The 19,296-nt window shown below is 48.2% G+C and carries 21 protein-coding genes and 1 rRNA gene; 14 read left to right on the top strand and 8 right to left on the bottom strand.

Annotated features, from left to right (window positions below):
- Positions 1–8 precede the first annotated feature (8 nt).
- A complete protein-coding gene (locus BM318_RS00110) occupies positions 9–533 on the top strand; it encodes an SRPBCC family protein (RefSeq protein WP_092979701.1) in 525 nt (174 codons plus the stop codon).
- 12 nt (positions 534–545) lie between these two features.
- Positions 546–932: a VOC family protein gene (locus BM318_RS00105; RefSeq protein WP_092979699.1), complete on the top strand. Its 387-nt coding sequence runs from the start codon at positions 546–548 to the stop codon at positions 930–932.
- 21 nt (positions 933–953) lie between these two features.
- Here the strand turns inward: BM318_RS00105 and BM318_RS00100 are convergent, their stop codons facing one another.
- From BM318_RS00100 to BM318_RS00090, 3 genes are all read right to left on the bottom strand, one after another.
- A complete protein-coding gene (locus tag BM318_RS00100; RefSeq protein ID WP_092979697.1) occupies positions 954–2,651 on the bottom strand; it encodes an alpha-amylase family glycosyl hydrolase in 1,698 nt (565 codons plus the stop codon).
- A gap of 50 nt (positions 2,652–2,701) precedes the next feature.
- Positions 2,702–3,487: a carboxypeptidase-like regulatory domain-containing protein gene (locus tag BM318_RS00095; protein ID WP_092979695.1), complete on the bottom strand. Its 786-nt coding sequence runs from the start codon at positions 3,485–3,487 to the stop codon at positions 2,702–2,704.
- A 68-nt stretch (positions 3,488–3,555) separates the two neighbouring features.
- Positions 3,556–4,134, bottom strand: a complete 579-nt coding sequence (locus BM318_RS00090) for a non-canonical purine NTP diphosphatase (protein ID WP_092979693.1) — start codon at positions 4,132–4,134, stop codon at positions 3,556–3,558.
- Positions 4,135–4,208: 74 nt separating this feature from the next.
- On the opposite strand from BM318_RS00090, the gene BM318_RS00085 reads away from it, so the two are divergent.
- Both BM318_RS00085 and serA read left to right on the top strand, forming a co-directional pair.
- Positions 4,209–4,679, top strand: a complete 471-nt coding sequence (locus BM318_RS00085; RefSeq protein WP_245759692.1) for a methyltransferase family protein — start codon at positions 4,209–4,211, stop codon at positions 4,677–4,679.
- 175 nt (positions 4,680–4,854) lie between these two features.
- Positions 4,855–6,765, top strand: a complete 1,911-nt coding sequence (serA, locus tag BM318_RS00080) for a phosphoglycerate dehydrogenase (protein ID WP_092979691.1) — start codon at positions 4,855–4,857, stop codon at positions 6,763–6,765.
- 22 nt (positions 6,766–6,787) lie between these two features.
- Here serA and BM318_RS00075 read toward each other — a convergent pair whose 3' ends face one another.
- Positions 6,788–7,261 (bottom strand): 23S rRNA (pseudouridine(1915)-N(3))-methyltransferase RlmH, encoded by a 474-nt coding sequence (locus tag BM318_RS00075; RefSeq protein WP_092979689.1) that lies wholly within the window; start codon positions 7,259–7,261, stop codon positions 6,788–6,790.
- A gap of 97 nt (positions 7,262–7,358) precedes the next feature.
- On the opposite strand from BM318_RS00075, the gene nadC reads away from it, so the two are divergent.
- From nadC to priA, 3 genes are read left to right on the top strand one after another with little or no spacing between them, the layout of a single operon-like run.
- Complete coding sequence (gene nadC, locus BM318_RS00070; RefSeq protein WP_092979688.1) at positions 7,359–8,216, top strand: carboxylating nicotinate-nucleotide diphosphorylase; 858 nt, start codon at positions 7,359–7,361, stop codon at positions 8,214–8,216.
- A complete protein-coding gene (locus BM318_RS00065; protein ID WP_092979686.1) occupies positions 8,217–9,194 on the top strand; it encodes a YihY/virulence factor BrkB family protein in 978 nt (325 codons plus the stop codon). It begins immediately after the preceding gene.
- 39 nt (positions 9,195–9,233) lie between these two features.
- On the top strand, positions 9,234–11,687 hold the full coding sequence (priA, locus tag BM318_RS00060) for a replication restart helicase PriA (RefSeq protein ID WP_092979684.1): 2,454 nt from the start codon (positions 9,234–9,236) through the stop codon (positions 11,685–11,687).
- Here priA and BM318_RS00055 read toward each other — a convergent pair whose 3' ends face one another.
- Complete coding sequence (locus BM318_RS00055; RefSeq protein WP_092979682.1) at positions 11,688–12,380, bottom strand: LytR/AlgR family response regulator transcription factor; 693 nt, start codon at positions 12,378–12,380, stop codon at positions 11,688–11,690.
- A gap of 244 nt (positions 12,381–12,624) precedes the next feature.
- Here BM318_RS00055 and rpsF point away from each other — a divergent pair, with 244 nt between their 5' ends.
- The 5 genes from rpsF to hisS all read left to right on the top strand — a co-directional run bounded on the left by rpsF (position 12,625) and on the right by hisS (position 15,753).
- Positions 12,625–12,963 carry a 30S ribosomal protein S6 gene (gene rpsF, locus BM318_RS00050; RefSeq protein WP_092979681.1) on the top strand — a complete coding sequence of 113 codons (339 nt, stop codon included), beginning with the start codon at positions 12,625–12,627 and terminating at the stop codon, positions 12,961–12,963.
- 3 nt (positions 12,964–12,966) lie between these two features.
- Positions 12,967–13,263: a 30S ribosomal protein S18 gene (gene rpsR / locus BM318_RS00045; protein WP_092979678.1), complete on the top strand. Its 297-nt coding sequence runs from the start codon at positions 12,967–12,969 to the stop codon at positions 13,261–13,263.
- A gap of 12 nt (positions 13,264–13,275) precedes the next feature.
- On the top strand, positions 13,276–13,728 hold the full coding sequence (rplI, locus tag BM318_RS00040) for a 50S ribosomal protein L9 (RefSeq protein ID WP_092979676.1): 453 nt from the start codon (positions 13,276–13,278) through the stop codon (positions 13,726–13,728).
- Between the two features lie 126 nt (positions 13,729–13,854).
- Positions 13,855–14,328, top strand: coding sequence for a DUF6495 family protein (locus tag BM318_RS00035; RefSeq protein ID WP_092979674.1), 474 nt, complete (start codon positions 13,855–13,857; stop codon positions 14,326–14,328).
- A 42-nt stretch (positions 14,329–14,370) separates the two neighbouring features.
- On the top strand, positions 14,371–15,753 hold the full coding sequence (gene hisS / locus BM318_RS00030) for a histidine--tRNA ligase (protein ID WP_092979671.1): 1,383 nt from the start codon (positions 14,371–14,373) through the stop codon (positions 15,751–15,753).
- Between the two features lie 10 nt (positions 15,754–15,763).
- Here the strand turns inward: hisS and BM318_RS00025 are convergent, their stop codons facing one another.
- The 3 genes from BM318_RS00025 to BM318_RS00015 all read right to left on the bottom strand — a co-directional run bounded on the left by BM318_RS00025 (position 15,764) and on the right by BM318_RS00015 (position 17,956).
- Positions 15,764–16,234, bottom strand: coding sequence for a hypothetical protein (locus BM318_RS00025; protein ID WP_092979670.1), 471 nt, complete (start codon positions 16,232–16,234; stop codon positions 15,764–15,766).
- A 66-nt stretch (positions 16,235–16,300) separates the two neighbouring features.
- On the bottom strand, positions 16,301–16,864 hold the full coding sequence (locus BM318_RS00020) for an NUDIX hydrolase (protein ID WP_092979669.1): 564 nt from the start codon (positions 16,862–16,864) through the stop codon (positions 16,301–16,303).
- Positions 16,865–16,867: 3 nt separating this feature from the next.
- Positions 16,868–17,956, bottom strand: coding sequence for a M42 family metallopeptidase (locus tag BM318_RS00015; RefSeq protein ID WP_092979668.1), 1,089 nt, complete (start codon positions 17,954–17,956; stop codon positions 16,868–16,870).
- A 101-nt stretch (positions 17,957–18,057) separates the two neighbouring features.
- Here BM318_RS00015 and BM318_RS00010 point away from each other — a divergent pair, with 101 nt between their 5' ends.
- Together BM318_RS00010 and BM318_RS00005 are read left to right on the top strand one after the other, a co-directional pair.
- Positions 18,058–18,744, top strand: coding sequence for a DUF4294 domain-containing protein (locus BM318_RS00010; RefSeq protein ID WP_092979666.1), 687 nt, complete (start codon positions 18,058–18,060; stop codon positions 18,742–18,744).
- A 431-nt stretch (positions 18,745–19,175) separates the two neighbouring features.
- Positions 19,176–19,296, top strand: a 16S ribosomal RNA gene (locus BM318_RS00005); the annotation flags it as partial.

The following is a 19,296-nucleotide window of genomic DNA, read 5'->3' as shown; positions in this document are numbered from 1 at the left end:
TAATCGATATGCTAGTACTATACATTATCCTCGGGATAGTGGGCTTGATCCTGTTGCTTTATCTGGCAGGCCCCTCATCCTACAAGGCCGAGAGGAGCGCGGTAATAAACCGGCCCGCCGACGAAGTTTTTGAGTACATCCGATCCTTAAAAAAACAGGACGACTGGTCGCCCTGGGGAAAGCGTGATCCCAATATGAAGAAGGAATTTGAAGGAACCGATGGGGAGGTAGGCGCGATAAGCCGCTGGGAAGGAAACAAAGAGGTAGGTTCCGGGGAGCAGGAAATCACGAAAATAATTCCCGGACAACGCGTCGAAAGCGAATTGCGATTTTTAAAACCCTGGAAATCCACATCCCAGGCGTATATAGACGTGGAACCGAATGGAGCGGATAAAGCTGCTGTGACCTGGGGATTTGAAGGAAAAAGCGGGTTTCCGATGCGCATTATGCTGCTTTTCATGAATATGGATAAAATGATTGGAAAGGACTTTGAAGAAGGCCTGGCCGATCTTAAGCAAATAATGGAATCTTAATATTCAGGCATTATGAGTAAAGAAGAGAACATGGTAGGCTGGTTTGAAATACCGGTTACCGACATGCAACGTGCTAAAGCATTTTATGAGGCTGCGTTTGATATTAAGATTGAAGTACACCAAATGGGCGAGCTGGAAATGGGTTGGTTCCCTTTTGTCAGTGATGGTGCTGGTGCGGGCGGATCCCTGGTCCGGCATGAGGAATTCTATCATCCCAGCCCAACCCACGGTACGCTGGTTTATATCAATTGTCCCGATGTTGCGGACAGTCTGGAACTGATAGCTAAAGCAGGTGGAACGATAGTACAGGAAAAAAAACTGATTGCCGAAGGTTACGGATATATGGGATTATTCATAGACTCTGAAGGGAATCGTGTGGCCCTGCACTCCAGAACCTAAGTCCAATTAAGGGGATTGAACTTAAGGAAGCACTTCCAGCAATGCTATGGTATACGGACTGTCCAAAGCGACACGTCCGTTTTCCACAACTACTTCCTGTCCCGAATAGGCGTCGAGTAGCTTGGTGCCATTTCCGAAAAAGCCACGTACGTATAAGGATTTAGGTCCCTCAGGCAAATCCAGGCCAATGGCCACCTTATCCCGGTAGCCTTCACCGGTAAGGCTACGGCTAAATACATAGGGTTTGCTGGAAAGGCGCTGGTGGATGCCTGCTCCTACAGCCGGGTGTTTCGCGCGAAACTGCCCTAATTTTTGCCAGTGCTCCAGGGTCTTTTGCGTCGATTCCAGGGAATCGATTTCTTCCCAGTTCATAAAAGAGCGCAAGGTGGCGTCTCCGACGGTGCCGTCGATCACCAGGCTTCTGGAAGATTCATCACCGTAATAGATTTGAGAGGCTCCTGGAGTTAGCATCAGCACATTGGCCGCTTTCATCGGCATTTCCCGATTCGGATCGAACGGGGCACCATCGTCGTGGGAACTCAGGTAATTCAATACAGATTTTCCAGAAAGCTCTTTCCGCAGTAATCCGTCGTATTTACTGAAGATTTTATCATAACTGAGCTGTGCCGCATCGTATTTCAGCTCAAAGTTGATTAGGCTCTTGAAGCCATGGTCAAAGTAGTCTACTTGCTGATCCCCGAAATCAAAAGACCTCCCTCCGGAAATCCCATAGTTGTAAACTTCTCCCACCATGTAGAATGGGGTGTCGTCCAGCACCTTATCCTGGTGTTGTTTTTTCCAGCGTTCAAAGGCGATAGCGGCCTCGGTATACAATTCACTCCAGGCCTTCTCGTCGGCATGTTTAACGGTGTCTACACGAAAACCGTCAATACCGAGATCTCCGACATAGTCGGTGAGCCACTTAATGATATAGAATCGGGGCGCCCGGGGATACCCGGTGCGCTCAAAGAATAATTGCAATTCATCCAGTTCCGTACTCAAGCGGCCTTCCTGCTTCCATTTTGCAAGCAAAGCATCGGGAAGTTCTACACCCGCATCACTTTCGGTACGGATATCTGGCAGGTTATCTACCAGGGTGCAGGAAGTTGTAGTTTCATAGGTTTGAAAATCACAGGTAGGCGAGAGCCGAACCCAGGCCTCGGGCCAGGCTGGATCTTCCTCGGTTACCGGCCCTGTGTGATTAATCACCACGTCCATAAGCACACGTATACCCCTGTCATGCGCAGCATCGACCATCCGCCGCAGGTCTTTCATAGTTCCGAAATTCGGATCCAGAGCGGTCCAGTCTTTGGTCCAGTATCCGTGATAACCGTAGGTATTCCCTGTACCTTCATCGGTATCCCCATGCACTTGTTCCACAACCGGGGTAAACCATATGGCATTGACCCCGAGGGCATCGAAGTATCCGGTTTCAATTTTGGAGGTAATCCCCGCAATATCCCCGCCCATAAAACCGCGCAGGGGTCCGGTGGGGTTATCGCGTTCAAAGTTGGTATCGTTATCCGGGTTTCCGTTGTTGAAGCGGTCGGTAAGGAGGAAATAAACGTTAGCCGCCTCCCAGAGAAATGGGATGCTGTCGGATTTTACTTCGATCGCAGCACTTTCCGCTTCAGCCGGAGGTGTTGTTTCTTTTTTAGGTTCGGGTTTACATTGCCAGAAAAGCGCTACAACGAGCAACAAAGGCAGGAATTTCCGCATAGGGCCGAGGATTTGCCCTAAAACTATAAAATGGCGGGCGAAAAGTAAAATTAATTTTGCCGGTTCAGCACTTTGAATTCCTCATAGCAAGCGCTCAGGGCATCGAGGATTTGCAAGTCATTTGCCGTCCGGATAAAAGATGAAGAATAATTGCAGTTTGTAAGGATATCTTCGATGTCAACCTTTTCGAGTTGCAGGAGTTCCGTAAGAGTTTCCCGGTCAAATTTAGATGCGAGCAGGTCGCGAATGCGATCGTCTTCCTTTACTTGCCGTAGTTTCCGCATCTGACGGGGATGGCGGCCAAACAAATTCCGCAACAGGTCCGCGGGGTTCATAATGGCACCCAGGACTTTGGTAACCGCATTCGGGCTCTTGTTTCCTCCTTCATAACTCACCGGTAAGCCCGAAATACTGTACTGATAGGCATTGTTCATCGGGAGGTTACGCACATCGATGTCCAGAAAACCGGTAAGCTGATAGGGTTGTACGATAACTTCTTCCAGGGCATAAGCCAATTCGGTGAGTTCAACCTGGGTTTCAGCGAAGCGGAACATATCATTGGTGACCCGGATTTTTTGTGTTTTAAAACCGAGATAGGAGAAAAACAGGGTATCGTTCACAGCTGCGCGAATAGTAAATTCGCCTTGTGCATCGGTAATGGTACCCACCACCTGGTTGAGGTTTACCACGTGAACACTTTCCAGCGGTCGTTGGGTTTGTGCATTGATTACCCGGGCGGAGAAATCCCTGCTTTCGCTCCCTTCAGGTGTCGTATCCTGGGCGATAACGGCGGTAGAAAGGGCAAGAAAAAATAACAGGGTAAAGTAGTACTTCATAAATCCACCTTCGGTTGGAATGCTAAGAACGTAAAAAAATACTCCTGTTCCCAATTTTTAGGAAGGCCTTAACGGTGTGCGAGGAAGGCCTGCAACTTCCGGAATGCCCGGCCACGGTGGCTGATTTCATTTTTTTCAGACATACTGAATTCGGCAAAACTACGCGCTTGTCCTTCCGGGGCGAATAGGGGATCGTACCCAAATCCTTTTTCTCCCTGGGCGGCTTCGAGGATTTCACCAGTAACAATGCCTTCAAATTCATAGTAGGAATCGGCTAAAAATAGGGCAATTACCGTCCTGAAGCGGGCTTTTCGATTGGCTTGGCCCTTCATATTCTCCATTAACAAGGCCATGTTAGCAGCACTATTGCCCGGCTCTCCGGCATAACGCGCCGAATACACACCAGGGGCTCCGTCCAGGGCTTCTACTTCCAGCCCGGTATCGTCTGCAAAGACATCCAAGCCAAAGCGTTCGCGGATGAATTCCGCCTTTAAGCGGGCATTGGCTTCAAGGGTTGTTCCCGTTTCCGGGATGTCCTGCATGCAGCCGATATCTTTAAGGGATTTCAACTCGATGGAAGCCGGGAGCATTTGCCGGACTTCTTCCAGTTTGTGGGGGTTATTCGTTGCGAATACCAGGGTTTTCAATAGGGGTAAAGCTTAGGTTCCTGCGCGTGTTTGGCAATGGATTTACCGCTCAAAAATAGTACTTTTACCAGCCTATGCGAAACCTGCAATTTCTGGAGTTAAAAATTCCCCCGGCCCTTGTATTTCTGATTTTCGGAGCCCTGATGTTCCTGTTAGACCGCACGCTGCCGGTAGGGGAATTCGATTTTTTTGGTCGCGAGCTCTTGATGAAGCTATTAGTAGTGCTGGCCGTGTTGGTGGCAGGGATTGCTCTGATTCAATTTGCGCGGCACAAAACCACGATCGATCCCACCAAACCGCAGTCGGCATCTCATTTGGTAACTACCGGAATATATCGGTTTACCCGAAATCCCATGTATTTGGGAATGCTTTTGTTCTTACTGGCGTTAGGACTGCATTTAGGCAATGCCTTTAACACCTTAGTTGCGGCTGGTTATGTCGCCTATATGAATCGTTTTCAGATCCAACCGGAAGAGCGTCAGTTGTCCCGGCTGTTTGGGAACGAGTTCAAACAGTTTTGCCTGCAAACCCGGAGATGGTTCTGAATCTTTAGAATTCCACTTGCAGTATTCTTAAAAAAGGGCAGGCTAAATCGCGAAATTTTCAATAGAATCCCGCCTGAGCTGCGGGGAGTTTCGAATTAAGAAATGCAGCGATTGTGGCCGGGGAAAACTTAGTATATTCACCCCCGAAAAGTGCGAGAAGCCAGGAGGCAGTTTTATGGCAAAACAATCAAACCAAACGATTTCCACCCGTAAATTCATATTCGATTTCGACAGTACACTTACCCAGGTCGAAGCCCTGGATGTGCTGGCAGAACTTACCCTGGAAAACAGGGAAGACCGGGAAGAGATTATCCGTAAAATCCAGGAGATAACCAACCTCGGTATCGATGGGGATATATCCTTTACGGAATCCCTGGAACGACGGATACGGCTGCTCAATGCGCATGAGAAAGATCTCATTCCGCTTATTGACGCGCTCCGGAACAAGATCAGTAAGTCCATTACCGCCAATCGTGCATTCTTTGAAGATTATGCCGATGATATTTACGTTATTTCCTGTGGCTTTAAGGAATTTATCGATCCTATTGTCTCGGAATACAACATCCCTTCCGAAAGGGTTTTTGCCAATACTTTTGAAGTAGATGCGGAAGGAAAGATTATTGGCTTCGACAAAGAAAATGTCCTGGCCACTCATAATGGAAAGATCGCCTGTCTCCGGCAACTCGACCTGGACGGAGAGGTCCAGGTAATTGGAGACGGATACAGCGATTATGTGATGCGTGAGGCAGGAATAGCCGATAAATTCTTCGCCTATACCGAAAATGTACATCGCGAGAAGGCGGCCCGCAATGCCGATCATATTGCACCCAACCTGGATGAATTTTTATTTGTGAACGATTTGCCTAGAAACTTAAGTTACCCTAAGAACCGAATTAAGATTTTACTGCTGGAAAATGTCCACCCGGCAGCTTTTGATAACCTTTCCGAAGATGGATTCTCCGTTGAACTCGTATCGCACAGTTTGCCGGAGGAAGAGCTCATTGAGCGCATTAAGGGGGTACATGTCCTCGGGATCCGCTCTAAAACTCAGGTAACCCAACGCGTGCTTGATGCCGCAGACAAACTTCTGGTTGTGGGTGCCTTTTGTATCGGGACCACACAAATAGCCCTGGAATACGCCAAGGAAAAAGGGGTCGTCGTTTTCAACGCTCCCTACAGCAATACCCGCTCCGTGGTCGAACTGGCGATAGGGGAAATTATCATGCTCATGCGCAGCATATTTCCGCGCAGTACAGAAATCCACGGCGGGAAGTGGAACAAGACGGCAGCAAATTCCCGCGAGATACGTGGAAAGAACCTGGGTATCGTAGGCTACGGGAACATCGGGAAGCAGCTCTCTGTTCTCGCTGAGGCTATGGGAATGCGTGTGTATTATTACGATGTGGATGAACAGCTCGCTCTGGGGAACGCCACAAAATGCAATACCCTGGAAGACCTTCTTTCGGTCTCCGATGTCGTTACCCTGCATATCGACGACAACCCCGCCAATAAGAATTATATCGGGGAGCGGGAACTGGCGCGCATGCGTGAAGGGGCCTATCTCATTAACCTGAGCCGCGGATTTGTAGTAGATATCCCCGCCCTGGGCAACGCCCTTAAAAGCGGGAAGCTGGCAGGTGCCGCCATCGATGTATATCCTGAAGAACCCAGAAGTAACGGGGAGTACCAGACCGAACTGGCCGGCCTGGAAAACGTAATCCTAACCCCGCATATCGGGGGAAGTACCGAGGAAGCCCAGCGAGACATCGCTGATTTTGTTCCCAATAAGATCATGGAATACATCAACGCAGGGAGCACTGTTGATGCCGTGAATTTCCCGAATATCCGTTTGCCCAAACAGCAGAATGCGCACCGATTCCTGCATATCCACCGGAATGTTCCCGGAATCATGGCGCACATCAACAAAGTACTGGCCGAATTCGATATGAATATTACCGGACAGTACCTTTCTACTGACCCTCAGGTGGGATATGTAATTACGGATTTGGATAAGGATTACAATAAAGAAGTGGTCCGGGCCCTGCGTAAGATCGAACACACCATAAAATTCAGGGTACTCTACTAGGAAGCTGTTTTTGGCAAGCCCATTAATCGTTGTGGTAGGGGTCGCCCCTTAAGATTGATAGGGCGCGATAGAGTTGTTCCACAGCCATGAGTCTGACTACCTGGTGGTTAAAGGTCATCTCTGAAAGGCTCAGGGAAAAATCCGCCTTCTCCCGAACCTCTTGACTAAAGCCATAGGCGCCGCCGATGATGAGAACCAGCCGTTTAGGCCCGGCATTCATTGCTTTTTGCAAACGCTTTGCGAACCCCCTGGAAGTAAACTGCCGCCCGGCTTCATCCAGGATCCAAACCTGATCCTGTGGTTGTAGTTGACTGAGGAGGACCTCGCCTTCTTTTTGACGCATAAAATCGGGATCGGTATTCCCTTTAAACTTCAAATCCCGTGTGTAAATGATCTCGAAAGGGAGATAGCGCTTTATGCGTTTGGAAAAATCTGCGATGAGCGGCTCCAGCTGAGCAGGCTGCGTTTTGCCACAGGCGAGCAATACTAATTTCATACCCCAAAGGTAGTTGCTTTAGCCGGAAGGATCGGGACATTTTCCCTGCAGGACTTTCACACAACTATTTAGTACTTTAGGACTTTATTTTTTGCAGATGATTTCAGCCGAACAATTCCAGTGGGAGATAGACCATATAATCGCAAATGCCTTACGCGAAGATGTAGGCGATGGCGATCACAGTTCCCTGGCCTGTATACCCGAAACGGCTAAGGGCAAAGCTCGCTTACTTGTAAAGGATGAAGGCTATTTGGCAGGGGTAGATTTTGCGAGACAGGTGTTTGCCGCGACCGACCCGGAACTGGAATTTAACCCGATAATGCAAGATGGCGCCCAGGTAAGCTACGGCGATGTTGCCTTTTACGTCAGTGGGAGTTCACAGGCCATTTTACGGGCCGAACGCCTGGTGCTCAACGCCATGCAGCGTATGAGTGCCATAGCCACAAAGACCAGGGAGTACACGGCTTTGCTGGAAGGTACCGGCACGAAGATTCTGGATACCCGAAAGACAACACCGGGAATTCGCGCTTTGGAAAAGTGGGCCGTTAAAATCGGAGGGGGAGAAAACCATCGGTTTGCGCTCTACGATATGATCATGCTCAAGGATAACCACATTGACTTTGCCGGGGGAATTTCTGCTGCGATTGGCAAAACCAAAAGTTATTTGGAACGCACCGGGAGGGATTTAAAAATTATTGTAGAAGCCCGCGATCTGGATGAGGTTCGGGAAATCCTAGACAATGGCGGGATCCACCGGATTTTATTGGATAATTTCAATTACGAGCAGACCCGGGAGGCCGTTGCCCTTATTGGCGATTCCTGCCAGAGCGAATCCTCAGGAGGAATCACGGCGGAAACCTTGCGGGCCTACGCCGAATGTGGCGTGGATTATATTTCTTCAGGGGCCCTGACCCATTCCGTTTCCAATATGGACCTTAGCCTGAAAGCTGTTTAAATGGGAGAATCACTGGAAGAAAAACTGGAACGCCTGCCGATCATTCGTCAGTTGATTTTATTCCTGAGGCGCATTCAATTGCCTGCTTTCGAAGGCTTATCGCTCTACGATTTGCTGGTCATGTACGTCAAAGGGATCATTGGAGGTGCCTTGTCGACCCGGGCAAGTGCCATTGCCTTTAGTCTCTTTATGGCCCTGTTTCCGCTGCTTATTTTCCTCATTACCCTAATACCCTTTATTATTCCATACGTAAGTCTGGGCAATGCCGAATTTGACACGCAATTCCTAAAATTTATGGAAAGTTTCCTGCCGGCCGCCACCGGGGATTACTTTACAGAGATCTTTCAGCAAATCCGGGATCGCAAGCAAGGCGGATTGCTATCCTCTGCTTTTCTGATTTCTATTCTGCTGATGGCCAATGGCGTTAATGCCATTTTCGGGGGATTTGAAAATAGCTATCATATTGAACTCACCAGAAACTTCTTTAAGCAATACGCCTATGCACTCATGGTGGGTTTGATTCTTTCCTTGTTGTTGATTATTGGTGCAGTGGGTTATGTCTATTTCGAATTTTACGTACTGGGCTACCTTACGGACTTCACCGCTAAAACCAGTGGGGTAGTACTGGATGAAGGAGAAATCTTTGGCGCGCGCATCGGTAAATTCTTATTCTTTACCCTATTGACTTACCTGACCACGGCCATACTCTATTACTTTGGCACCGCCGAGGGCAAACAGGCGAAATTCTTTTCTTACGGCGCCTTAATGACCACATTGTTGATCCTTCTAACCTCCTATTTTTTCGGGATTTATATCGATAGCTTTGCCCGATACAATGAGCTGTATGGAACCCTGAGTGGCTTATTGATTCTGATGGTTTATATCTGGCTAAACTCCAATATTCTCCTGCTGGGCTTTGAATTGAATGCCACCTTGAATTACCTCCGCAGGAGTTATCCCGGGGAGGAGAAAAGTTGAATTTCCATATCGCCGCCTGCAGGGCCGGTGCTTTTTTGAATGACCTATTTTGCCGACATATTGCTCCCGCTTCCCCTCGAAAGGAATTATACCTACGCCATACCTGCGGATTTGCTGGATCAAATGGAAGTGGGTATGCGGGTGGCCGTCCCCTTCGGTAAGCGAAAACTGTATACAGGCCTGGTGCTAAAATGTCATCAGGAGAAACCTGAGGCCTACGAGCCCAAAGAGATATATCGGGTCCTGGACCAGGAGCCCCTGGTCAGCGAAATTCAGTTGCGACACTGGATCTGGATTGCTTCCTACTACATGTGTACGCTGGGGGAAGTGTTCCGCACTGCTGTACCTTCGGTATTCTTGCTTCAGAGCGAGACTCGTGTTAAAGCGGGTGTTCCACCGAAGTCTGATGGCGAATTGCCCGATGATGCCTTCCTTATCCTGGAAGCATTGGGCCATCAGGATGTCCTGAGCGTGGAGGAAATCAGCCAGATTGTGGATCGCAAAAATGTGTTGCCGTTGCTTCACGGCATGGTAGGAAAGGGTTGGGTGATCCAGGAGGAAAAGCTCGTGGAGCGATTTAAACCCAAGGCTGAGCGATTTACCCGCCTCGCCACACAGTATCAAGAGGAGTCTGCACTGGAGGAGGCTATGGAGGCCTTAAGCCGAGCTCCTAAACAAGGCGCCCTGGTCCTGCAACTATTCCAACTGCAACAAGGGAAGGAAAAGCCGGTAAAAACGAAGGATTTATTAAAGGCTTCGGGTGCTTCAAGACCCAGCCTCAACGCATTGATCGACAAAGGAATTCTGGAGGAATACCTCCTGGAAACTTCCCGACTGGATACCGATGACGCAAGTGGAGGAGGCACGCTACCCGTACTGACCGAAGAGCAGCAGCGGGCTCTCGGTGAAATTCAAACGGGATTGGCCGCCGGGAAACCAACACTTTTACACGGGATAACGTCATCGGGTAAAACAGAAATCTATATCCACTTGATTTCCCAACAACTCGAGGCCGGGAAACAAACCCTGTATCTGGTTCCGGAAATTTCGCTGACCGAACAATTGGTGCGTCGCCTGGAAGCTGTTTTCGGGGAACAGGTTGCTGTATTTCATTCCCGCCTGAATTTGCAGGAGCGGGCCGAACTTTGGCGGCGAATTGCGTCTCATTCCGAGCGGGCCCGACTCATTGTGGGTGCGCGATCTGCCCTTTTCCTCCCCTTTGCGAAATTAGGGTTGCTGGTTATTGACGAAGAGCACGAAAATACCTTTAAGCAATTTGATCCTGCCCCGAGGTATCACGCCCGGGATGCCGCTATAGTCCTGGCAGGCTATCACAAGGCACAGGTACTACTCGGGTCGGCCACTCCGGCCGTGGAGAGCTACCACAATGCCAAAACCGGGAAATACGCACTGGTAGAAATGAAACGCAGGTATGGCAATGTCCTGCCTCCGGAAATGGAACTGGTCGATTTGGGGATGTATCAGCGCAAAAAGCGGATGGACGGACGGTTCTCGGAACGTCTTAAACTGGCTATTGAAGAACAGCTAAACGAAGGCCGGCAAATAATCCTATTCCAGAATCGTCGCGGATTTGCCCCGATTGTCGAATGCCTGAGCTGTGGTCATTCCCCGCAATGTCCCAATTGCGATGTCTCCCTGACCTTCCACCAGTACCGCAAAGAACTGCGCTGTCATTATTGCGGACATCACCGCAACCTGGAGCCGGACTGCGAGGCCTGTGGCAATGTAACGCTGGACACCAAAGGTTTCGGGACCGAACAGGTAGAAGAGGAGGTTGCAAGAATCTTTCCGGATGCCGCCGTGCGGCGCATGGACCTGGATACTACCCGGGGGAAATATGGATTTCAGCGCGTTATTCAGGATTTCGAAGCCCGCGAAATCGATATTCTGGTGGGAACCCAGATGCTTACTAAGGGACTCGATTTCCGAAATGTGGGCCTGGTCGGCATAATGAATGCCGATACCTTATTGAATTTTCCCCATTTCCGGGCACATGAGCGTTGTTTCCAATTACTGACCCAGGTGGCCGGACGTGCCGGTCGGACCCGCGACCGGGGCCTGGTGCTTATACAGACCTTTAACCCGAACCATCGCATCCTTCAGCAGGTTTCGGCCAATGATTATCTGGGTATGTTCGCAGACCAACTTTACGAACGACAGCAATTTGAATATCCTCCGGCACTCCGACTGATCAAAATTACTTTCCGACACAAAGAATTCAATAGGGTAGTGGAGGGTTCCAACTGGTTCAACCAGGCACTGCGTCAGCGTTTTACACGCGGCGTATTGGGTCCTGAATTCCCCCCGATAGCGCGAATCCGAAATCAATACATCCGGAATATCCTGATCAAACTTCCTCCAAATCAGGGACTTGCCCAAACGAAAAATAGCATCAAAAGAATCGAACGATCTTTTAATGCTATTTCACAATTCAGGAGTATTCGTGTGATCTATAATGTAGACTACATTTAATTAGACATTGCTAAGGGCTTCGGCCAACTCAGTTTTCTTGTTCCGGCTGAGCGGAATAGATCGGCCGCTTACTTCAACATTCTTGCTGTTGAATTTCTCGATCTTTTCGAGGTTAACAATGTATGATTTGTGAATGCGAAGGAATTTATCCTCGGGTAATTGCTTTTCAAAGGCCTTCATGGTAGAAAGGATCACAATATTGGCTTCGTCGGTTACCAATTTGATATAATCTCCAAGGGCTTCGATCCACTTGATATCGTTGAGGATAACTTTGCGTTTCTTCAGGTTGCTTTTTACGAAAATATGCTCTTCGTCCTCAGCAACTTTGTGAAGTTGTTCGTACTTGGTTACAGCGCGTTTTACCGAAGCATCAAACCGCGCCATAGTAATGGGTTTGTGCAGGTAATCGGTAACGTCGTAGTCAAATGCTTTCAGTGCGTAGTCGGGCTTCCCGGTAATCAGGATAACCTGAGGCCTGTTTTCCAGAGATTCCAGCAGGTCAAAGCCGTTGATAATGGGCATCTCAACATCGAGGAAAATCAGATCTATTTCGTTGTTTTTGAGGCCATTTTTGGCTTCGATCGCATTGCTGTACTCTGCGACCAGGGCAAGATTTGGATGATTATTCACCAATTTCGCAACCGCCATACGTTGCATTGATGAATCATCAACCACAATACTTCTAAGTTTCATAAATGGTTGATTTGTGGGGTTAAATCATCGTCAAAATACACAAAATTACCGGTGAAATGCAACATAAGTTGTAAACACGGTAGCAATTGTTGTGTTAATGACCATGAAATACTGTCATTCGATTTGGGTTATAGGTTAAGTTTGAATTTGACATTCATGTAGCTATAACGAAGTTTTTTCTGATTTCTTGTAAATACTTTTTGGAATTGTTACTTTTGCGCTCCTTTTAAACGAAAAATAATTTATGAACAATTACGAAACTGTTTTCATTTTGAATCCCGTTCTATCTGATACGCAGATAGAGGAAACAGTACGGAAATTCGAAGATTTCCTGACCAAAAATGGAGCCAAGATGGTCTCCAAGGAGGATTGGGGCCTGAAGAAGCTGGCCTATCCCATTCAGCACAAAAAAAGTGGTTTTTACCACCTTTTTGAATTTACTGCTCCTGGTGAAGTTATTACTCCTTACGAGCAAGAATTCAAGCGCGATGAGCGAATCATGCGCTTCTTAACGGTTAAGCTGGACAAGCATGCCGTAGAATGGGCGGAAAAGCGTCGTAAGAAACTTAAAGCAAAAGCGTAAGACATGGCCACATTACAACAACAGGCAAAAGGAAAGAAAGACGGAGAGATCAGATATCTCACCCCGTTGAACATCGAAACTTCGAAGGAAAAAAAGTACTGCCGTTTCAAGCGGTCCGGAATTAAGTACATCGATTACAAGGATCCGGATTTCCTTATTAAACTGGTAAACGAACAAGGTAAAATTTTACCGCGTCGCCTTACAGGAACATCGCTGAAATACCAGCGTAAAGTAGCTCAGGCTATCAAGCGTGCCCGTCACCTTGCCCTGATGCCGTACGAAGGAGACCTATTAAAATAAGCGAGAGGAACCATGGAATTGATATTGAAACAAGACGTTGAGAACCTAGGGTTCAAAGACGATTTGGTAACAGTGCGCAACGGATACGGAAGAAACTTCCTGATCCCTCAGGGTAAAGCCGTTTTGGCAACTCCTTCCGCTAAGAAAGTACTGGCCGAAAACCTGAAGCAGAAAGCACATAAGGAAAAGCAAGCTATCGAAGCTGCTGAAAAAACTGCCGAGGCCCTGAAAAGCCTGGAAGTTAAAATCAGCGCTAAAGTAGGTGAAGCCGATAAGCTTTTTGGTTCAGTTACCAACGCCGACCTCTCCGCAGCTTTGGAGAAAGAAGGACACGATATCGAGAAGAAGTTTATCAGCATCAAAGGTGGCGCTATTAAACGTGCCGGACCTTATACTGCAGATATCCGCCTGCACCGCGAGGTTCAGGTAGAATTCGATTTTGAAGTCGTACCCGAGCAGAAATAAAACGCTGCATAGTACCAGGACATTGATTTCCCGGTATTAATCAAATATAATAAAGTCCACTCCGCTAAGGGGTGGACTTTTGATTTACAGCCAACCGAAAGGGGCTGGTATAAATCCAAATTGACCATGAAATACACCCGCCTTACCAAAGAACAATTCGAAGAATTGCACCAGGAGTTTATCAACTTCCTGGCTACGCAGTCTATTACCGCCGAAGAGTGGGCCCGGCTTAAGGAAGACCAACCCGAGGTGGCCGAACAGGAGCTCGATGTGTTCAGCGACCTGATCTGGGAAGGGGTATTAGGCGGTGTTCGTTACCTGGAGAATATCAGTGATGCGCAAATGCATCTCTTCGACTGTGGGGAAAAGGAAATGAAACTACTTTCCGTAAAGGTGATGAACCCTGAGATAGACCTGAGAACTGCCGAAGGTTTTACCTGGTTTCGCAAAAACTGGCAATCCGACTTTGTCGAATACCTTACAGCCTCCAAGGCTTATTCCGGGGATCCGAAACGCGATAAGTTTGAGCTCATAAAAAAAGGTGCGGTAATCACCAAGGGGGAGCTCTACCAATGGTTTGAATCCATTATGGAGGAATAGCATCTTGCTAAACTGTATATTTGCCGCAAGCAATTCAAATTTATGGCTCAGAAACCTGGCATACCTAAAGGCACCCGCGATTTCGGACCGGGAGAACTTGCCCGACGCTACTATATTATAGAAGTAATTCGGGAGGCCTTTGAGCGCTTTGGATTTCAACCTATTGAAACGCCTTCATTCGAGAATTACGACACCCTTATGGGTAAATACGGGGACGAAGGTGACCGACTCATATTTAAGATCCTGAATTCGGGAGATTTTTTATCAAAAGTAGGTGCCGATGAATTGGCCAAAGGCGATGCTAACAGCCTAACCCCGAAAATTAGCGAGAAAGCTTTGCGCTATGACCTGACCGTGCCCTTTGCGCGCTATGTAGTCATGCATCAGAACGAACTGGACTTCCCATTTAAGCGGTATCAGATCCAGCCTGTATGGCGGGCCGATCGACCACAGCGCGGAAGGTTCCGGGAATTTTTTCAGTGCGATGCGGACGTAGTAGGGGCCACAGGAATCCTGCAGGAATTGGAATTCGTACAACTATACGACCGGGTATTTGACCAATTAGGACTTAAAGGAGTTACCATCAAGATCAACCATCGTAAGGTCCTGGCAGGGATTGCAGAAGTAATCGGTGCATCCGACAAGCTGATCGATTTTACAGTAGCTCTGGATAAGCTCGATAAAATAGGTGCAGCCGGAGTTGAAAAGGAAATGCTCGGGAAAGGACTTGCTCCGGATGCCGTTGAGAAGGTGAAGCCCTTACTGGATACTACCATGGACGCCATGGGTCGCTTTGAAAAGCTGGAGGAATTACTATCCGATTCTGAAGTAGGACAGGAAGGTCTGGCCGATTTGCGCAGCATTCTCGAACAAACCGATGCGCTTGGATTGCGCGCCAGCACATTAGTACCCGATGTTACCCTTGCTCGTGGCCTTAACTACTATACGGGTGCCATCTTTGAAGTGGCCGCTCCAGAGGGCGTGGAAATGGGCTCTATTGGAGGTGGCGGGCGCTACGACGACCTTACCGGTATTTTCGGGTTAAAAGACCTGAGCGGTGTGGGGATTTCTTTTGGATTGGATCGGATTTATTTGGTGATGGAACAATTAGGCCTATTTCCACCCAGTGTAGATCAACAACTCGATGTGTTCTGTATCAATTTTGGGGAAGCCGAAGCAAAGGCTGCCTTTAAGCTCGTATTAAACCTGCGCTCCAAAGGCGTCCGCACCGACATCTATCCCAATGCCGCCAAAGTGGGGAAACAGTTTAAGTATGCCGATAAACGCGGGGTCCCCAGGGTAATTTTGATTGGTGACGAGGAATTAAAGGCCGGCAATTTCACTGTTCGGGAAATGAAAAGTGGGGAGCAAGCAACTTTCTCCATGGCGCAGTGGGAAGACTTCGCAGCCCAGTTGCTCCGTTAAATACAAGGACTTACTGGTTGATCAACGCAATTCGTGCGTTCACCTGATCGATAAAATCGTGGAGGTATACGGGAACATTCCCCTTGGACTGGTCAATGCGCCAGCTTTGTTGCGTCCCGTTTTTTGAATAGACAATGAATAGCCCTCCACCATCGGCGCAATCGGGACATCCAATGACAGCCTCCTTCTCGTTGAGTAATTCCAGGGGGAAGAAATCCGGTAAATCCCTGACCTGCTGATAAAGCGCATCGCTTAGCACCTCAAAATTGAGTTGTTGCCCGGAATAGTCATCGATGGTATCTTCCAACAACTGCGACTCCGTTAATTTAAAGGTCTCCACGCAACCTTCTCCAATGCACTCTCCGAAGAAATGTCCGAAGATCAGGAAACTATCCCCTGAAATCCCGATTCTTTCGTCATCAGTATCCGGGGAACATGAAAAGAGTAGCAGGGAAACGGTTAAAACCAGTACAGTACGCATAAGAATCCTTTACAGGATAGATTCAAATTCTGGAAATGGATGCGTGATCTGTACGGATATATGTCTCTATAATACCGTCCGTTGCCGGATTTCCCGAAAAACGGCTCCATAGTATTCGGGATCGTGTGGTACGTATTTACCCGGGGCGGTGAGTCCGAGCGTTTCCTGGGTCAGGGTCAGGAGTTGCACCCAGGCCAGCGCATCGACCTCCCCGGTTTCCGGAGTGAGCTGCGGATGGGGCAGGGGCATTTCAAGGGTGAAACAATGGTGGAATTCGTAATCCTCGATGCCTCCGGGATGCTGGTTCCGCTCCGGGAAAATCCCCAGGAGTTTCAGGTCACCAGCTTTTGCTTCATACCCGACTTCCTCCTGGATTTCCCGAAGGGCTGCATCTACAATCTCTTCCCCGGCACTGACATGCCCGGCTACGGAAACGTCCCAAAGCCCGGGAAAGGTTTTTTTGGAGGCCGACCTGCGCTGCACCAATACATTGCGAGCAGCATCAAAGCACCAAATATGAACCGTGGGATGCCACCAACCATTTCGGTGCGCCTCAGCTTTCAGCGCTGTCCTGCCAGTAGGCGTCATGTCCGGCTCCCAGATAGGGATCCACTCCTCGGCCGCTTGCATGCGTTAATCGAAATAACTGTAAGATTCCCCGGCCTTCATGTTGAGAAGGGTTTGATACATCAATTGAATAACGTTGGCCACATCGTCTTTGTGAACCATTTCCACCGTGGTGTGCATGTAACGTAAGGGCAGGGAAATCAACGCAGAGGCTACCCCCTGGTCGCTGTACGCAAAGGCATCCGTATCGGTACCCGTGGAACGGGAAGCCGCCAGACGCTGGAACGGTATTTTGTGTTCCTCAGCAGTTTCAATAATCTTCTCCCGCAATTTATTCTGTACCGCAGGGGCATAGGAAATAACCGGTCCTTTACCCATTTCGATCAACCCTTCTTTTTTCTTTTCGATCATCGGGGTGGTTGTATCGTGGCAAACATCGGTGATGATGGCAGCATTAGGCCTGATTCGGCGCGAGATCATTTCCGCACCCCGCAGCCCGATTTCCTCCTGAACAGAATTTGTAATATAAAGGCCAAAGGGCAGCTTGACGCCATTCTCTTTAAGCAGCCTACCCACCTGGGCAATCATAAAGCCTCCTGCCCGGTTGTCGATGGCACGGCAAACGAATTTGTCCTTATTCAAAACCTGGAAACTATCCGGGTAGGTAATCACGCAACCCACATGAACACCCATTTTCTCCACTTCCTCCTTATTCTTCGCACCAATATCAATAAAGATATTGTCCAGTTTGGGCGCCTGTTCCTTTGACTTGTCGCGGGTATGGATTGCCGGCCAGCCAAAAACGCCCTTTACGATCCCTTTCTTGGTATGGATATTTACCCATTTGGAAGGGGCGATCTGATGGTCGCTTCCGCCATTGCGGATCACGTAGATCAGGCCTTCGTCGGTAATATAGTTTACATACCAACTGATTTCGTCTGAATGGCCTTCGATGACCACTTTGTATTCGGCTTCCGGGTTAATCACCGCCACGGCCGAGCCGTAGGTGTCTGTGATGAAGTCATCTACATACGGCTTCAGGTAATTCATCCACAATTTCTGCCCCTCGGATTCGTATCCGGTAGGAGAGGCGTTGTTGAGGTATTGCTCAAAAAAATCCAGGGCTTTTTTATCCAGGATTTGCTCAGTTTTCATATTCGATTCTTTGTTACAAACTTAGCAATATTCACACTTATTTAATACTACTTGCCTCATCGAATCGTTACTTTTGACGGGGCCTTGTCCCTAAGGATATTATGAAGAAAATAATTGGTTTGCTCGCTCTTTTCTGTTGTCCGCTGCTGGTTCTCGGCCAGTTGGAGGACCAGCCTTTAGACTCGGTACAGGAAAAGCTGATCATTGTGGAGGGGGATTCGGTATATCGCAGTTCCATTGAACTCGAGGAAGTCTTCCTGTTCGGACCTCTTAAGTTCGATTCCTATAAGGAGAAGCTGAGTTATTATATCCTAAGGCGTAAAACACTCAAGGTATACCCGTATGCAAAACTCGCCTCGGAGCGATTGCTGGCCCTGAATGATCGCCTGGGCAAAATTAAATCCCCTCGGAAGCGCAAGGCCTACACCAAAATAGTCCAGCGTTTTATTGAGGAGGAGTTTTCGGAAGAGCTCAAAAAGCTAACACGTACTGAGGGGCAGATCCTTGTCAAGCTCATTTACAGGCAAACAGGGATCACGGCTTTTGAGCTGGTCAAAGAGCTGCGTAGTGGCTGGCGCGCCTTCTGGTACCAGACCACGGCTAAGATGTTCGATATTTCCATCAAGGAGGAATTTCACCCGGAGAGCATACATGAGGATTACCTGATCGAGGACATATTACAGCGCGCGTTTGCGGCGGAGCAGTTAGAGCGTCAGGAATCTGTGCTCGATTTTGACTACGTTACGCTTACTAATAAATGGAAGGAAGAAAAAAAGCGAGGATATTGATTGCTCAATCCTTTACTTTTTAGTATCTTCCATGTCCTTTTTCAGAAGACTTTTTCGGCAAAATTCTAATTCTTAGCGGGTTAACCCTGCAGGTAAATTTTTGTCAAAAAAAATTCGAAAAAATAGTGGTGGTTTTTTAAAAAATACCTCCTATATTTGCACCCGCTTTTGAGGGGAACCTTGGGGGCGAGAGAAAAAGGAAGCCGTCTAGAGAGGCGGTTTGTTTTTGTTCATTGACATAATGACATACAGCATTAAGTGTAGATCCCTTCCTAGCCGGGGGGAGCTATAACTTGGTAAGTACAAACAACATCCGTCAAGGAAATATTAAAAAAACCTGGACCGAGTTGGGAGGGCTTTTGATCGGGGGTTTTGCTGGTGGTAGGAGGATTTTAAATAATCTTTTATGATCTCACCAAATTTAAGAATCTACGATGAAGAGTTTGATCCTGGCTCAGGATGAACGCTAGCGGCAGGCCTAACACATGCAAGTCGAACGGTAACATAGAAAAGCTTGCTTTTCTGATGACGAGTGGCGCACGGGTGCGTAAC

Origin of the sequence: Robiginitalea myxolifaciens (assembly GCF_900115205.1) — a bacterium.
GTDB lineage: Bacteria > Bacteroidota > Bacteroidia > Flavobacteriales > Flavobacteriaceae > Robiginitalea > Robiginitalea myxolifaciens.
This window is presented reverse-complemented; position numbering and strand designations above follow the sequence as displayed.

Coding starts and splice junctions, on each gene's coding strand:
- BM318_RS00110 (WP_092979701.1), top strand. CDS start 9: ATGCTAGTACTATACATTATCCTCGGGATAGTGGGCTTGATCCTGTTG.
- BM318_RS00105 (WP_092979699.1), top strand. CDS start 546: ATGAGTAAAGAAGAGAACATGGTAGGCTGGTTTGAAATACCGGTTACC.
- BM318_RS00100 (WP_092979697.1), bottom strand. CDS start 2,651: ATGCGGAAATTCCTGCCTTTGTTGCTCGTTGTAGCGCTTTTCTGGCAA.
- BM318_RS00095 (WP_092979695.1), bottom strand. CDS start 3,487: ATGAAGTACTACTTTACCCTGTTATTTTTTCTTGCCCTTTCTACCGCC.
- BM318_RS00085 (WP_245759692.1), top strand. CDS start 4,209: ATGCGAAACCTGCAATTTCTGGAGTTAAAAATTCCCCCGGCCCTTGTA.
- serA (WP_092979691.1), top strand. CDS start 4,855: ATGGCAAAACAATCAAACCAAACGATTTCCACCCGTAAATTCATATTC.
- BM318_RS00075 (WP_092979689.1), bottom strand. CDS start 7,261: ATGAAATTAGTATTGCTCGCCTGTGGCAAAACGCAGCCTGCTCAGCTG.
- nadC (WP_092979688.1), top strand. CDS start 7,359: ATGATTTCAGCCGAACAATTCCAGTGGGAGATAGACCATATAATCGCA.
- BM318_RS00065 (WP_092979686.1), top strand. CDS start 8,217: ATGGGAGAATCACTGGAAGAAAAACTGGAACGCCTGCCGATCATTCGT.
- priA (WP_092979684.1), top strand. CDS start 9,234: ATGACCTATTTTGCCGACATATTGCTCCCGCTTCCCCTCGAAAGGAAT.
- BM318_RS00055 (WP_092979682.1), bottom strand. CDS start 12,380: ATGAAACTTAGAAGTATTGTGGTTGATGATTCATCAATGCAACGTATG.
- rpsF (WP_092979681.1), top strand. CDS start 12,625: ATGAACAATTACGAAACTGTTTTCATTTTGAATCCCGTTCTATCTGAT.
- rpsR (WP_092979678.1), top strand. CDS start 12,967: ATGGCCACATTACAACAACAGGCAAAAGGAAAGAAAGACGGAGAGATC.
- rplI (WP_092979676.1), top strand. CDS start 13,276: ATGGAATTGATATTGAAACAAGACGTTGAGAACCTAGGGTTCAAAGAC.
- BM318_RS00035 (WP_092979674.1), top strand. CDS start 13,855: ATGAAATACACCCGCCTTACCAAAGAACAATTCGAAGAATTGCACCAG.
- hisS (WP_092979671.1), top strand. CDS start 14,371: ATGGCTCAGAAACCTGGCATACCTAAAGGCACCCGCGATTTCGGACCG.
- BM318_RS00025 (WP_092979670.1), bottom strand. CDS start 16,234: ATGCGTACTGTACTGGTTTTAACCGTTTCCCTGCTACTCTTTTCATGT.
- BM318_RS00020 (WP_092979669.1), bottom strand. CDS start 16,864: ATGCAAGCGGCCGAGGAGTGGATCCCTATCTGGGAGCCGGACATGACG.
- BM318_RS00015 (WP_092979668.1), bottom strand. CDS start 17,956: ATGAAAACTGAGCAAATCCTGGATAAAAAAGCCCTGGATTTTTTTGAG.
- BM318_RS00010 (WP_092979666.1), top strand. CDS start 18,058: ATGAAGAAAATAATTGGTTTGCTCGCTCTTTTCTGTTGTCCGCTGCTG.